General features: G+C 64.6%; 9 protein-coding genes. 4 read left to right on the top strand and 5 right to left on the bottom strand.

What is annotated here, in order from left to right; genetic code table 11:
• The first annotated feature begins 6 nt into the window (after positions 1-6).
• Complete coding sequence (locus tag CH293_RS16445; RefSeq protein ID WP_094720824.1) at positions 7-498, top strand: histidine phosphatase family protein; 492 nt, start codon at positions 7-9, stop codon at positions 496-498.
• 6 nt (positions 499-504) lie between these two features.
• Here the strand turns inward: CH293_RS16445 and CH293_RS16440 are convergent, their stop codons facing one another.
• On the bottom strand, positions 505-708 hold the full coding sequence (locus tag CH293_RS16440; protein ID WP_037105667.1) for a hypothetical protein: 204 nt from the start codon (positions 706-708) through the stop codon (positions 505-507).
• A gap of 99 nt (positions 709-807) precedes the next feature.
• Complete coding sequence (locus tag CH293_RS16435; protein WP_170945263.1) at positions 808-1,776, bottom strand: LLM class flavin-dependent oxidoreductase; 969 nt, start codon at positions 1,774-1,776, stop codon at positions 808-810.
• Between the two features lie 96 nt (positions 1,777-1,872).
• Between CH293_RS16435 and CH293_RS16430 the strand changes: the two genes are divergently transcribed.
• Positions 1,873-2,238 carry a VOC family protein gene (locus tag CH293_RS16430; RefSeq protein ID WP_026347865.1) on the top strand — a complete coding sequence of 122 codons (366 nt, stop codon included), beginning with the start codon at positions 1,873-1,875 and terminating at the stop codon, positions 2,236-2,238.
• A 131-nt stretch (positions 2,239-2,369) separates the two neighbouring features.
• On the top strand, positions 2,370-3,992 hold the full coding sequence (locus CH293_RS16425) for a GMC oxidoreductase (RefSeq protein WP_037105662.1): 1,623 nt from the start codon (positions 2,370-2,372) through the stop codon (positions 3,990-3,992).
• Positions 3,993-4,015: 23 nt separating this feature from the next.
• Here the strand turns inward: CH293_RS16425 and CH293_RS16420 are convergent, their stop codons facing one another.
• On the bottom strand, positions 4,016-5,623 hold the full coding sequence (locus CH293_RS16420; RefSeq protein ID WP_094720838.1) for an alkaline phosphatase: 1,608 nt from the start codon (positions 5,621-5,623) through the stop codon (positions 4,016-4,018).
• Between the two features lie 101 nt (positions 5,624-5,724).
• Between CH293_RS16420 and CH293_RS16415 the strand changes: the two genes are divergently transcribed.
• Positions 5,725-6,141: a VOC family protein gene (locus CH293_RS16415; RefSeq protein WP_094720837.1), complete on the top strand. Its 417-nt coding sequence runs from the start codon at positions 5,725-5,727 to the stop codon at positions 6,139-6,141.
• An 88-nt stretch (positions 6,142-6,229) separates the two neighbouring features.
• Here the strand turns inward: CH293_RS16415 and CH293_RS16410 are convergent, their stop codons facing one another.
• Together CH293_RS16410 and CH293_RS16405 are read right to left on the bottom strand one after the other, a co-directional pair.
• Positions 6,230-10,186, bottom strand: coding sequence for a DNA-directed RNA polymerase subunit beta' (locus tag CH293_RS16410; protein WP_019665535.1), 3,957 nt, complete (start codon positions 10,184-10,186; stop codon positions 6,230-6,232).
• Positions 10,187-10,302: 116 nt separating this feature from the next.
• The gene (locus CH293_RS16405; protein WP_037105654.1) at positions 10,303-13,809 is read right to left on the bottom strand and encodes a DNA-directed RNA polymerase subunit beta; all 3,507 of its coding nucleotides are present in this window, start codon (positions 13,807-13,809) and stop codon (positions 10,303-10,305) included.
• Positions 13,810-14,694 lie beyond the last annotated feature (885 nt).

Here is a 14,694-nt window from a genome sequence, read left to right as displayed (position 1 = left end):
GTATCCATGACGCGCACCCTCGTCCTGATGCGACACGGCAAGTCCGGCTACCCCGACGGTGTTCCCGACCACGATCGTCCGCTCGCCGAGCGAGGAGAGCGTGAAGCGGCGCTCGGTGGCCAGTGGATCATCTCGGACGTCGGCACGGTCGACGCAATCCTGTGTTCGACGGCCACCCGCACCCGCGAGACCCTCGTCGCGACGGGAATCGAGGCCCCCGTGACCTTCGAGGAGCGCATCTACGGCGCGTCACCGGACGAGATCATCGACGAGATCGCTCTGACCGACGACGCGGTGCATACACTCCTCGTCGTCGGGCATGCCCCCGGGATCCCGTTCACGGCACTGGAATTGGCCGAAGCCGACGGGTCCGAAGCCGCTATCGAGATCGGCAGGAAGTTCCCGACGTCGGCGATCGCCGTTCTGACATTCGACGCGTCGTGGGCCGAGATCGGCCGTGGTACCGGGGTACTGACCCGGTACCACGTTCCCCGCTAGCGCTCGTCAGCTCTTGAGCTTGGCGGCCACGAAACCGACGACGCCGAGAGCAATCAACAACAGCAGCGCGGTTCCGAAACCGGCGAGCCACCACACCACGGCGAACACCACAAGGGCAGGCGCTGCGGCGATCAGGGCGATGCCCGGGTTCTCGCGAACCGTCTCGAGTGCCGTCTGCGCATGAACGCGATCGATCTTCTTGCCAGCCATGGGGAACCTCCCTGTGTCGCGGACGTCCGAGGCGAGTCCGTTATGCCGTGTTCCCCACAGTAGCGCGCATCGACGCGGTGCCGCCGCAGCACGGTCGGCCTATCCGGACAGCGAACTCACCAGCTGAATCAGCTCGGCGTCGGCGTGCCACAGGGCATCTCTGTCGTACGTGGACGTCGACGCGAGGATCTCGTCGGCGCCGGTCCGGTCGATCAGCTTCTCGAGTTGCGACGCCACCTCGTCCGGTGTGCCGTGGACCCCCGCCGCGATCGATCGCTCGACACGTTCCCGCGTCCGTGGCGGCGCAGAATCGAGGTCGATGTCCGACGGCGGCGTCAGCGGCGGAAATTCTCCGGTGCGCCTGGATTGGGCCATGGCCCAGGCCTCGGGGAGAACCAGTTCACGCGCTCGCTCGGCAGTATCGGCGATGGTGATGTCCAGCGAAACAATCACGGTCGGTTCGGGATTGGACTCGGACGGCTGGAAGCGACGTCGGTACACCTCGATCGCCGACGCGTCGCCCTTCAGGATCGGTCCACCCACCACCACCGGCAACCCGGCACGAGCCGCGATCGCTAGACCTTGACCCGTTGCGAGTACGAACAGCGGGGGTGCCGCCGTCGCCGGCCGCACCGTCACCGGGCCCGACCCGTCGAGATACCGCCGTAGCTCGCCCAGATCGTCCTCGAACGTATCCGCAGCGCCGGTGCGGAGGGCCTCGCGCACGGGGCCGGTGAATCCCAACGACCGCCCGACCCCGGCGTCGACACGACCTGGATACAACGCTTCGAGCATGGCGAACTGCTCGGCCACGACGAACGGCTGATGGTTGGGCAACATCACCCCGCCCGACCCGAGTCGAATGGTCGACGTCCTGGCTCCGATCGCCGCGAGCAGCACCGGAGGAGCGCCGCTGGCGATACCGGGAACACCGTGATGCTCGGCCACCCAGAATCGGTGGAAGCCGAGCTGCTCCGCGTGGACAGCACGTTCGATCGTCGCCGTCAACGCAGCAGCGTCCGGCGACCCCAGCCGGGTTCGAGAACGATCGAGAACGGAGACGCGCACCTTCACGCCAACCAGTATCGCGTCGGGCATATTTCTTCACGACGAAGTCACCGAAGAGGACCGTTTCTGTCCGCGATCACGTTCAGACTGATCGTCATGGACATCAAACTCGAACTCGTCATCATTCCCGTCTCCGACGTCGACCGCGCGAAGGACTTCTACGTGAAGATCGGATTCAACGCCGATCACGACTCGAGTCCCACCGAGGACATCAGGTTCGTGCAGCTGACTCCCCCGGGATCCGCCTGCTCCATCGCCGTCGGACGCGGCATCACCGACGCCGCCCCCGGAAGCGTCGAGGGCCTCCAGGTGGTCGTCGCCGACGCGGAGGAAGCCCGAGCACACCTCATCGACGCCGGACTCGACATCGACCCCGTCGTCGACATGGGCTGGGGCAAGTTCGTGTTCTTCGCGGACCCCGACGGCAACAAGTGGGCCGTCCAGCAGCTGCCACAGTATTGACGCCCCGGCACGGCCGATCTGGAAATTTCCCAAGGTCACGGACATCCGGTCGCTTTTCGGTGTCCGAATGAGGAACAATGGCCGGTGGTCGGGACGGACACAGGGTTTTCGAACTGCAGGGGGCTACACACGTGAAGCGACGTCAACTGCTGCAACTGGCGGCAGCTGGAATCGTCGGATTGGCAGTACCGCCGCTGGCCTCGGCAGGCCGAGCCGGTGCCATTCCCATCGGGGTCGGGTCCATCCGTGGCCTCGTTCCCGAACTCTTCGCCGATCCCCCTCGCCCACCGGACCATTCCCCCGTCATCGTGATCGGATCCGGCTTCGGAGCCAGCGCTGCGGCGCTGCGCCTCGCCCAGTCCGGCACCAAGGTCACCGTCCTCGAACGCGGCCTGCGGTGGCCGCGTGACCCGTGGCGGGACATCTTCACCTCCGACATGACCGCCGACGGACGCGGCCTGTGGCGTCAGAGCTCGTTCACCAACATCACCGGACTGCCCGTCGGGCCGGTCGATCACTTCGGTGGTGTCCTCGACACCACCCGCTTCGAGAACCTGTCGGTCTGGCGCGCCGCCGCTGTCGGCGGCGGTTCCGTCGTCTACACCGGCGTCACCATCGCACCGGATCGCCGATTCTTCGACATGTCCTTCGGCGGACGCCTGTCCTACGACGAGATGGCAGGCACCTGGTACCCGAAAGCCCGGTCGATGCTGCTGCCGTCGCCGATCCCTGCCGACATCCTGGGCAGTCCCAACTTCGCGCACTCGCGCACATGGGACGACCATGCCCGACGAGCAGGCTTCACTCCCGAGGCCGTCGACGGCAACTGGAACTGGAACGTCGTCCGCGACGAGATCGCCGGTCGATCCCGCCCGTCGGCAACCGTCGGCGCCAGCACGTTCGGCAACTCCAACGGCGCCAAGCACGACCTCACCCAGAACTACATCCCGCAGGCCGAAGCCACCGGCAACGCACTCGTCGCGCACAGCCACGAGGTCGCGTCCATCGGCACCGAATCCGGTGGCCGATACCGCGTCGAGGTACGCCGAGTCGATCCCGAGGGCAACGTACTCGAAACGCGCACCCTGACGTGTGACAAGCTGGTACTCGGCGCCGGATCCATCGGCACCACCGAACTGTTGCTGCGCGCACAGGCCACCGGCGCACTGGGCAACCTCAACGAATTCGTCGGACGCGGGTGGGGAACCAACGGCGACGCGTCCATGACCCGATCCCTCGGGCCCGCGGCGGGAGTCCCGCAGGCCGCGCCGTGCGCGTCACGCATCGTCGACGACTCCGGCCTACCCTTGACCGTCGAGAACTGGTACGTGCCCGGAGTCCCGTGGGATCTCGGGTTCATCGGATCCCTCGGTATGACGATCGACCCGCTGCGCGCCAACTTCAGCTACAACGCGGCCACCGACTCGATGTCACTGTCGTGGCCCAAGGGCGGCAGCCGAGACACCGTGGAAGCACTACGCGCAGTACAGAACCGGATGGCCGACGCCGGCGGCACCGTCGTCTCCGCCGAGCCGTTCACCCGCGACGTCGACGACACCTTCACCGCCCACCCCCTCGGCGGCGCAGTCATCGGCGACGTCACCGACTCCTACGGCCGCGTCAAGGGACACGACGGCGTGTACGTCGTCGACGGCGCCCTCATCCCGGGCAGCACGGGCGCCGCCAACCCTTCACTGACCATCACGGCGTTGGCCGAGCGCAACATCGCCCGGATCATCGCCGACGGGCGGTAGAGCGGCTCCGACGCCCGTGCCGATCAACCCAGTTGGATCTCCGGGCGACCGTCCGGAACGGTGACCGTCGCCGCCGTCCGGACCGCAGCCCCCGGCCTCGACACCGCGTCGAGAACCCTTACCTCCGAACGCCATTCGTCCGGAGTGAGCGTCGACCGCAGATAACCGCGACGCGCATTGCCGTACTTCACGTGGGGCGAGCCGTTCGCGATGGCCGCACCCGTCGTGTCCACGTCGGCACCGTCCTTGCCCGACGCGATCGACGTCGTCGCGATCTCGACACCCACCACCGGAGACGCCTGATCCTGGTAGTCCCGCCGAAGTTCCGACACGATCGTGCGATGGATGTCGCCGACGATCGACGCGACATTCGTCGTGCCGCGCTCCCGTGCGCCGTCCAGAATCCGATGACGGGACGCCTCGTATCCGCTCCACGGATCCATTCCGACCTTGCGATCGCCGTCCAAGCCTTGCGCTAGATCCGAGATGACCGTCTGGTGCGCAAGGAAATTCCACTTCGACGGCGACGCGAAACCGTCGAGAATCCACTTCTCCTGCTCGGCGCCGGTGATGGTGCGCGACGGATCGGCCGTCTCCGCGTTCTGCGCGTGTTCCTTGTCTCCGTTGGCCTGGTCGCTGCGGTACTGCCTCGTGTCCAACACCGAGAAATCCACGAGGTCACCGAAACTCAAACGGCGGTAGACCTTCATGTCCGGGCCCTGCGGCTTCAGATTCGCCCGCACCGGAGTGTTCTCCCACCACGCCTTGAACGCATCAGCCCTCCTGTTCAGGAACAACACCGGATCGTCATTGTCCTGACTGATCTGCGAAGCCCAGTTGTTGTCCACCTCGTGATCGTCGAACGCCGACACGAACGGCGCCGACGCATGCGCTGCCGCCAAGTTCTCGTCGGCCTTGTACATCGCGTACCGGTCGCGATAGTCGCTGAGCTGCATGGTTTCTCGGCTCGCGGACTCCGGCCTCGGTCGACCGGCCCGGGCGCCCTCGTCCTTGATCGCGTACTCGTAGATGTAATCCCCGAGAAAGAACACGACGTCGAGGTTCGACGCCGCCAGATCCGCGTAGGCACCGAAGTACCCGTCCTCCCACTTCTGGCACGACGCCCACCCGAAATCGAGCCTGCTCAGCGGCTGCCCAGCGGACGGCGCAGTCTTCGTCCGACCGACCGGACTGGCATGCGGGCCGACCAGGAACCGGTAGAAGTACTCGCGCGCAGGCTCCAGGCCACGCACATCCACGTGGACGGACCACCCGTCGAACTCCGTCGCGAGTTCGACGCCCTGCGCCGTCACCCGGGTGAAGCGTTCGTCGGCCGCGATCTGCCACTGCACCGGCACCACACCCGGCGTCATACCACCGGCAGGAGCGAACGGATCCGTGGCGAGCCTCGTCCACAGCACCACCGAATCCGGCAGAGGATCACCGGACGCGACTCCGAGCCGGAACGGATAGCTGCTGGGCGTCCCCGACTGCGCGCTCGCCTTGGCGGGGTTCAGTTCCGGCGCGAACGCCAACGCCCCGACCAGCGCACTCCACGTCAGAAACTGTCGCCTCGTCGCCCCTCCTCGCAGAGAGATGTCCCGTCCGATGTTCACGTCTCGATGCCCCATCCTCCGAGGCTCTCCCGTGGGCACGAACTGGACTTGTCGGGCGTCCGACATTTCGATGAACGCGGACTGTCGGTGTCCGCAATACCGTGCATTCTGGACTCATGACATCACTCGATCGCACCGGATCCCAGATCGACCACTTGAACTTCGGCGTTCACGATCTCGCGGCCAGCGCGGAGTTCTACAGTGCAGCCCTCGAACCGCTGGGCGTCACCGAGATCATGCGAGTGCCGGTCGGACCCGATCAGCTCGCAATGATCGCGTTCGGTTGGGCCGCGGTGAAACCGTTCTTCTGGATTGTCGACGCACCAGGCTCACGGATCGGTCCGCACACACACTTGGCCTTCAGTGCACCGGACCGGGCGTCGGTCGACGCGTTTCACGTGGCCGCACTCGCAGCCGGCGCCACCGAACTCAGGGCTCCCGGGTTGCAACCGGAGTACCACGCGACCTACTACGGTTCGTTCGTACGCGATCTCAACGGCATCGATCTCGAAGCCGTCTGCCACCACGACTGAGAACACGGCTGAGAACACGGCTGAGAACACGGCTGGGGACACGCAAAAGCCCCGCACCCAATCGGATGCGGGGCTCTTGCTGTGAGTCCTAGCGGTATTCGTTCGAGAAACCGTAGTCGTCGAGCGGCACTGCGGCGCCGGTGTTCTGGCCGAAGCCGTCCGGGCTGTAGTACTGATCGTCGTACGACGGCACTGCGTATGCCGCAGCGCGTGCCTCCTCGGTGGGCTGCACCTGGATGTTCCGGTACCGGTTGATGCCGGTACCAGCCGGGATGAGCTTACCGATGATCACGTTCTCCTTGAGACCGATGAGCTTGTCGCTGCGGGTGTTGATAGCCGCATCGGTGAGCACACGAGTGGTCTCCTGGAAGGACGCTGCCGACAGCCACGAGTCGGTGGCCAGCGACGCCTTGGTGATACCCATCAGGACCGGACGGCCGGCTGCGGGCTCGCCACCCTCGGCGACGACACGACGGTTCGACGCCTCGAACTCGCTGCGCTCGGTCAGAGAACCGGGCAGGAATTCGGTGGAGCCGGAGTCGATGATCGTCACGCGACGGAGCATCTGGCGCACGATCGTCTCGACGTGCTTGTCGTGGATCGACACACCCTGACTGCGGTAGACCTCCTGGACCTCGTTCACCAAGTGAATCTGGACCTGGCGAGGACCCATCACGCGCAGCACCTCGTGCGGATCGGCAGCACCTTCCATGAGCTGCTGGCCGACCTCGACGTGGTCACCGTCCGCCAGAAGGCGCTCGGTGCCGTCGTCGTGCTTGAAGACACGCAGACGCTGACGCTTGGAGAGCTTGTCGTAGACAACCTCTTCGCCGCCGTCGTCCGGGATGATGGTGATCTTGTAGAAACGATCGCCGTCCTCGAGCTGGATGCGTCCCGACACGTCCGCGATAGGAGCCTTGCCCTTCGGCACACGTGCCTCGAACAGCTCCGTCACACGAGGCAGACCACCGGTGATGTCATCTCCGGCGACACCACCCTGGTGGAAGGTACGCATGGTCAGCTGGGTACCGGGCTCACCGATCGACTGTGCGGCGACGATACCGACGGCCTCACCGATGTCGACGAGCTTGCCGGTGGCCATCGAACGGCCGTAGCAGGTAGCGCAGACGCCGGTGCCGGTGGTGCAGGTGAGCACCGAACGGACCTTGACCTCGGTGATGCCGGCCTCGATCAGAGCATCGATGGCAGGATCGCCGACGTCGTGTCCACGAGCGACGATGATGTTGCCGTTCTCGTCGACCGCGTCCGTGGCCAGCGTGCGAGCACGCGTGCTGGTCTCCACGTGCGCGTCGCGGATCATCGTGCCGTCGGCGAGCTTCTCGGCGATGGTCGTGACGATTCCGCGCTCGGTGCCACAGTCGACCTCGCGAACGATGACGTCCTGCGACACGTCGACGAGACGACGCGTCAGGTAACCCGAGTCGGCGGTACGAAGCGCCGTGTCGGCCAGACCCTTACGAGCACCGTGCGTGTTGATGAAGTACTCGAGGACCGTCAGGCCTTCCTTGAAGGAAGACTTGATCGGACGCGGGATGAACTCACCCTTCGGGTTGGTCACCAGACCCTTCATGCCGGCGAGCGACCGCACCTGAGTCATGTTTCCGGCTGCGCCGGACTTCACGATCATCGGGATGGGGTTGTCGTCGGGGAAGTGCGCCTCCATGGCCTTACCGACCTGCTCGGTCGCGTCCTGCCAGATCTTGACCAACGCAGAGTTGCGCTCGACCTTGTCGAGTGCGCCACGCTGGTACTTCTTCTCGATCTGATCGGCCTGAGCCTCGAAGGTCTCCATGATCTGCGGCTTCTCCGGCGGCACGAGGACGTCGGAGATCGAGATGGTGACACCCGAACGCGTGGCCCAGTAGAAGCCTGCGTCCTTCAGCTTGTCGACAGTCTGTGCGACGACGATCATCGGGTAACGCTCGGCGAGATCGTTGATGATGGTCGACTGACGCTTCTTCGGCATCTGCTCGTTGACGAACGGGTAGTCCGCCGGGAGCAGCTCGTTGAAGATGACACGTCCCAGAGTGGTCTCCGCGGTCCATGCATCACCGCGGTTCCAGCCGTTCGGGAACAGCTCGGCCTCGAGGTCCAGCGGCGGACGCTGGTTCGTCAGACGAACCTTGATCTGCGACTGCACCCGAAGAGCGCCACGGTCCACTGCCATCTGAGCCTCGGCCGGCGACGAGTACGCACCGAACTCCGGCTCGTCGGTCTTGGCATCGACGCGCTCGCCCACGGCACCCGCGTCGAGACGCGTGAGGTGGTACAGACCCGTCACCATGTCCAGACGCGGCATGGCGAGCGGACGGCCCGAAGCCGGCGAGAGGATGTTGTTCGAGGACAGCATCAGGATGCGTGCCTCGGCCTGAGCCTCGGCCGACAGCGGAAGGTGGACAGCCATCTGGTCACCGTCGAAGTCGGCGTTGAACGCCTCACACACGAGCGGGTGGAGCTGGATGGCCTTGCCCTCGACGAGCTGCGGCTCGAACGCCTGGATGCCCAACCGGTGCAGGGTAGGTGCACGGTTCAGCAGTACGGGGTGCTCGCCGATGACCTCTTCGAGAACGTCCCACACCTGCGGACGCTGACGCTCGACCATGCGCTTGGCCGACTTGATGTTCTGCGCGTGGTTGAGATCCACCAGACGCTTCATCACGAACGGCTTGAACAGCTCGAGAGCCATCAGCTTCGGCAGACCACACTGGTGCAGCTTCAGCTGCGGGCCGACGACGATGACCGAACGGCCCGAGTAGTCGACGCGCTTTCCGAGGAGGTTCTGACGGAAACGACCCTGCTTGCCCTTGAGCAGATCGGACAGCGACTTCAGCGGACGGTTACCCGGTCCGGTGACCGGACGTCCACGGCGGCCGTTGTCGAACAGGGCGTCGACCGACTCCTGCAGCATCCGCTTCTCGTTGTTGACGATGATCTCGGGAGCACCGAGGTCGATCAGTCGCTTGAGGCGGTTGTTGCGGTTGATGACACGGCGGTACAGGTCGTTGAGGTCGGACGTCGCGAAACGTCCACCGTCGAGCTGCACCATCGGACGAAGCTCCGGCGGGATGACCGGGACGGCGTCGAGAACCATGCCCATCGGCGAGTTGCGGCCGGCCTGGAACGCGGCGACGACCTTCAGACGCTTCAGAGCGCGGAGCTTCTTCTGGCCCTTGCCGCTGCGGATGGTCTCGCGCAGGTTCTCGGCCTCGGCGTCGACGTCGAAGTTCTGCATGAGCTTCTGGATCGACTCGGCACCCATGGCACCGGTGAAGTACTCGCCGTACCGGTCGATGAGCTCGCGGTAGATGAGCTCGTCGACGATCAGCTGCTTCGGAGCCAGCTTGGTGAAGGTGTTCCAGATCTCCTCGAGACGATCCAGCTCACGCTGTGCGCGGTCACGGAGCTGACGCATCTCGCGCTCGCCGCCGTCCTTGACCTTGCGACGGACGTCGGACTTGGCGCCCTCCGCCTCGAGCTCGGCGATGTCGGCTTCGAGCTTCTGAGCGCGAGCCTCCAGGTCGGCGTCACGCTGATCGGCGACAGCCTTCTTCTCGACCTCCATCTCGGCCTCGAGCGTCGAGAGCTCGTTGTGGCGGAGCTCGTCGTCGACCGTGGTGATGACGTAGGCAGCGAAGTAGATGATCTTCTCGAGATCCTTCGGTGCCAGGTCGAGCAGGTAACCGAGGCGCGACGGAACACCCTTGAAGTACCAGATGTGGGTGACCGGAGCGGCCAGTTCGATGTGGCCCATGCGCTCACGACGCACCTTGGCGCGAGTGACCTCGACGCCGCAGCGCTCGCAGATGATGCCCTTGAAGCGGACGCGCTTGTACTTGCCGCAGTAGCACTCCCAGTCCCGGGTGGGGCCGAAGATCTTCTCGCAGAAGAGGCCGTCCTTCTCGGGCTTGAGCGTGCGGTAGTTGATGGTCTCCGGCTTCTTGACCTCGCCGTAGGACCAATTGCGGATGTCCTCCGCGGTCGCGAGACCGATGCGGAGTTCATCGAAGAAGTTGACGTCGAGCACGTAACTTCCTTTCCCCGTGATGGGTGTTGTGCTGTGCGAATCAGATCAAGTCGATCGCCCCGTGGGCCCACCTGCTGCGTGTCGGCAGTGCGGTGAGGCCCACGGGACCGAGAAATCTACTGCGCGAGGTCGTCGACGGTGGCAGCTTCGTTGCGGGAGAGGTTGATTCCCAGGTTGGCTGCGGCACGCTCGAGGTCCTCGTCGTCGCCGTCTGCCATCGTGATGGCTGCACCGTCCGAGGACAGCACCTCCACGTTGAGGCACAGCGACTGGAGCTCCTTGAGGAGCACCTTGAAGGACTCGGGGATACCGGGCTCCGGGATGTTCTCGCCCTTGACGATGGCCTCGTACACCTTCACGCGGCCGACGACGTCGTCCGACTTGATGGTGAGGAGCTCCTGCAGCGTGTAGGCAGCGCCGTACGCCTGCATTGCCCAGCACTCCATCTCACCGAAGCGCTGACCACCGAACTGAGCCTTACCACCGAGGGGCTGCTGCGTGATCATCGAGTACGGCCCGGTCGAACGAGCGTGGATCTTGTCGTCGACCAAGTGGTGCAGCTTGATGATGTACATGTAGCCCACCGACACCGGGTACGGGAACGGCTCACCGGAACGACCGTCGAACAACGTGGCCTTTCCGTCCGGGCCGACCATCTGCACGCCGTCACGGTTGGGGATCGTGCTCTCGAGCAGACCAGCGAGCTGGTGCTCCTTGGCGCCGTCGAACACCGGGGTGGCGATGTTGCTGTCGGCAGGAGCAGCCAGCATCTCCTCCGGCAGGCGCTCGGCCCAATCGGGCTTCGTGCCGTCGGTGGCGATCTGGACGTTCCAACCGGTCTTGCCGATCCATCCCAGGTGCGTCTCGAGAACCTGACCGATGTTCATACGACGCGGAACACCGTGGGTGTTCAGGATGATGTCGATCGGGGTGCCGTCGGGCAGGAACGGCATGTCCTCCTGCGGGAGGATCTTGCCGATGACGCCCTTGTTTCCGTGGCGGCCGGCGAGCTTGTCGCCGTCCTGGATCTTGCGCTTCTGCGCGACGTACACACGAACGAGCTCGTTGACGCCGGGAGGCAGATCGTCGTCGTCCTCGCGTGAGAACACGCGAATGCCGATGACCTTTCCGCTCTCGCCGTGGGGAACCTTGAGCGACGTGTCGCGAACCTCGCGGGCCTTCTCACCGAAGATCGCGCGCAGCAGGCGCTCTTCCGGGGTCAGCTCGGTCTCGCCCTTCGGCGTGACCTTTCCGACGAGAACGTCACCGTCACGAACCTCGGCACCGATACGGATGATGCCGCGCTCGTCGAGGTCGGCGAGGACCTCGTCGGAGACGTTGGGGATGTCGCGAGTGATCTCCTCGGCACCGAGCTTGGTGTCGCGGGCATCGATCTCGTGCTCCTCGATGTGGATCGAGGTGAGGACGTCCTCTTCCACGAGGCGCTGCGACAGAATGATCGCGTCCTCGTAGTTGTGGCCTTCCCACGGCATGATCGCGAGCAGCAGGTTCTTGCCGAGCGCCATCTCACCGTTCTCGGTGCACGGGCCGTCGGCGAGGACCTGACCGGACTCGACGCGCTGACCCTCGTCCACGATCGGACGCTGGTTGGCGCAGGTGCCCTGGTTGGAGCGCGCGAACTTGCGCATGCGGTAGGTCTTGCGGCTTCCGTCGTCGGCCATGACCGTGACGTAGTCCGCGGAGACCTCCTCGACGACACCGGTCTTCTCGGTGATGACGACGTCACCGGCGTCGACGGCAGCACGCAGTTCCATGCCCGTTCCGACGATCGGCGACTCGCTCCGCACCAGCGGCACAGCCTGACGCTGCATGTTCGCGCCCATCAGGGCACGGTTGGCGTCGTCGTGCTCGAGGAACGGAATCATCGCGGTTGCGACCGACACCATCTGGCGAGGCGACACGTCCATGTAGTCGATGTCCGAGGACGAGACGAACTCGACCTCTCCACCCTTACGACGGACGAGAATCTTGTCCTCGGTGAAGTGCCCGCTTGCGTCTACAGGCGAGTTGGCCTGCGCGAGCGTGTGGCGATCCTCTTCGTCCGCAGTCAGGTAATCGACGTCGTCGGTGACCTGTCCGTCGACGACCTTGCGGTACGGCGTCTCGATGAAACCGAACGGGTTGACCCGTGCGTACACCGACAGCGAACCGATCAGGCCGATGTTCGGGCCTTCAGGGGTCTCGATGGGGCACATACGGCCGTAGTGCGACGGGTGAACGTCACGAACCTCGAGGCCTGCGCGCTCACGCGAGAGACCACCGGGGCCGAGGGCCGACAGACGACGCTTGTGCGTCAGACCCGACAGCGGGTTGTTCTGGTCCATGAACTGCGACAGCTGGGAGGTTCCGAAGAACTCCTTGATCGCGGCGACGACGGGACGAATGTTGATCAGGGTCTGCGGCGTGATCGCCTCGACATCCTGAGTGGTCATACGTTCACGAACGACGCGCTCCATGCGGGACAGGCCCACGCGGATCTGGTTCTGGATCAGCTCGCCGACGGTGCGGAGACGACGGTTGCCGAAGTGGTCGATGTCGTCGACCTCGACGGGAACCTCGACGCCGTCCGGAGCCGTCATCGAGGTGTCACCTGCGTGCAGACGCACCAGGTACTCGATGGTGGCGACGATGTCTTCCTCGGTGAGGGTCGACGCGACGATCGGCTGGCCCGAGTTCAGGCCCAGCTTCTTGTTGATCTTGTAGCGGCCGACGCGAGCGAGGTCGTAGCGCTTGTCCTTGAAGAACAGATTCTCCAGCAGAGTCTGCGCCGACTCCTTCGTGGGCGGCTCGCCCGGACGCAACTTGCGGTAGATGTCGAGGAGAGCCTCGTCGGTACCGGCGGTGTTGTCCTTCTCGAGCGTCGCCATGAGGATCTCGGAGAAGCCGAAGCGCTCCGTGATCTGCTCGGTGGACCAGCCGAGAGCCTTCAGCAGCACCGTGACGGGCTGGCGACGCTTGCGGTCGATACGAACACCGACCGTGTCGCGCTTGTCGACGTCGAACTCGAGCCATGCACCGCGGCCGGGAATGACCTTGACGCTGTGCAGGTCCTTCTCCGTCGTCTTGTCGATCGAGTGATCGAAGTAGACGCCGGGCGAACGGACGAGCTGCGAGACGACGACGCGCTCGGTTCCGTTGATGATGAAGGTGCCCTTGTCGGTCATCATGGGGAAATCACCCATGAACACCGTCTGGCTCTTGATCTCGCCGGTGTTGTTGTTGATGAACTCGGCAGTGACGAACAGCGGAGCCGCGTACGTCATGTCCTTGTCCTTGCACTCGTCCTGCGAGGCCTTGACCTCGTCGAACCGTGGGTCGGAGAAGGAAAGAGACATCGAACCCGAGAAATCCTCGATCGGAGAAAGTTCGGTAAGGATGTCTTCGAGACCACCGGAGACATTGCTGTCCCCGCGCGCGGCGGCACGGTCACGCCAACTCTGCGCGCCTACCAGCCATTCGAAAGAGTCCGTCTGTACATCGAGGAGACCGGGTACCTCCAACGGTTCGCGAATGTTCGCGAACGAAACCCTCCTCGGGGCTCCCGGTGTTCCGACAACTGCCTTGGTCTGGCTAGAGACTGCCAAGATGCGTCCTTCCAGCACCTCACGCGGGCCGCTCGTGCAGTGCGACCGCCGCTGTATCTGCTTGCTTCAATGTGGGGCGAATTCGCTGGTCACAACCAGACCGAATCCCCACTGCAATCTCTTCGAAGTAACACTTCGCAGACACGGCAATCGAGAGGTGGACAGGAGGCAGCCAGCGCAACGTCCAAAGGTACCCCAAATGTGCGCAGGGCGCAACAGGGGCATCAAAAGTAGCACCCGAGCCAAGAACCGGCGTCGCCTTCGAACACGGCGTGTCGCGGTCGAGCAATCGACTTCCACGATCGCTTCGGGGTGCCTTCGTCAGGACAAGAGTGACCCCTGCGCGCCTCGGCGTCAAGAGGAACATCCGTCGAGTTTCGTACTCGCTGCCCGTTTCGTGACCATCCCGATCGGTCCGTCCGAAGACTCCCCCGCCCCGCCCCGCCCCGACCCGACCGCCGACGTCTTGACCGAACGTGGCGTTCGGTCACTCCAAGTGACCGAACGCCACGTTCGCTCCTCCGGGGGCACGAGTCGGACTCGTCGGAAATGCCTACCCGGCCACCCGCCGCCGACACAGAACACACTGTCCGACCGACACCGCCCCACCGGACCACGCGGCACATGCCACATGGCACATGTGCACCCTCGGATGGATCGAACGCCACGTTCGGTCAGTCAGACGGACCGAACGCCACGTTCGGTCCGGAAAACCAGGGCGCCAGGGGCACGCGGAGGGGACGACGGCTGGAAATCCGCTGAATGACAGACAGTTCCGCGACCGGTGCTCGAAAACTGGTCACCATCACAAGTTTTCGTCGTTCACGTCCTCCGGACATCGACGATCGAGGTTCGGGAAACGGTTGAAAACTGGACCTTGCCATTGACCATTGAGACAGCGAA

The sequence above is a fragment of the Rhodococcus sp. 14-2470-1b genome, from assembly GCF_002259415.1.
GTDB lineage: Bacteria > Actinomycetota > Actinomycetes > Mycobacteriales > Mycobacteriaceae > Rhodococcoides.
This window is presented reverse-complemented; position numbering and strand designations above follow the sequence as displayed.